Below are 683 nucleotides of genomic sequence, written 5' to 3'. Positions count from 1 at the left end.
TTAATTCCAGAAATTAAAGATGCTTTTTTTGACTTAACAATACTAAAAAATGTATGTTCTTTAGACTTTAAAAGATTAAAATCATTCATATTAAAATCCAATATATATCTTTTTTCTTCGCTATTACTCATATGAAATATTACTTTTGTTAGTCCATGTGAATCATACCATGTATTTTCTTTACCAGTAAGACCATCGCACGAAAAAATAATTCCTAGTTGACACCGACCAGATACCTCTAAAAGCGTATTGAACTTCCCAACCCAAGTTGCTCCTACATTACCTTTGTAATTTTTACATTCACATACAAAATAATTTTGATTAGTAAGCAAAAGATCTTTAGCGAAATTATATTCTGTTATAGCTTGAATTCCTCTATCGCTGATCACCGCAAATTGATCTATTTCATGGGTACCTGTTCTCTTATTAGTATAAACCTTATAAAAATAACTCTTTTCCAAAATAAAATCTACTAAGTTTTCCAAAGCATTACCTAATTCCTGATTACTTGGATTTTCTTTTCTCTTAATCCGCTTTAATTCATTGAGAATTACATTATATTCTTCATAATCATTCTCGCTCCAAGATATATACTTATTAAATGTTTTTAATTTTAGCTCTACTTTCTCCCTTGCATCAAATTGGTCACTTTCATCTATTAATTGTGATATTTCATATAATGT

The 683-nt window shown here is 28.1% G+C and carries 1 protein-coding gene; it reads right to left on the bottom strand.

The genetic code is table 11. The features are described 5' to 3' along the window. Positions 1–683, bottom strand: a 683-nt coding sequence (locus RCF13_RS00160) for a nuclease-related domain-containing protein (RefSeq protein WP_308140663.1), incomplete at both ends; no start/stop codon positions are given.

It is taken from the genome of Stenotrophomonas maltophilia group sp. RNC7, from assembly GCF_030910085.1.
In the GTDB taxonomy this organism is placed as follows: Bacteria; Pseudomonadota; Gammaproteobacteria; order Xanthomonadales; family Xanthomonadaceae; genus Stenotrophomonas; species Stenotrophomonas sepilia.
Note: the sequence above shows the minus strand (reverse complement) of the source record. Positions and strands in the feature narration are given on the sequence as shown.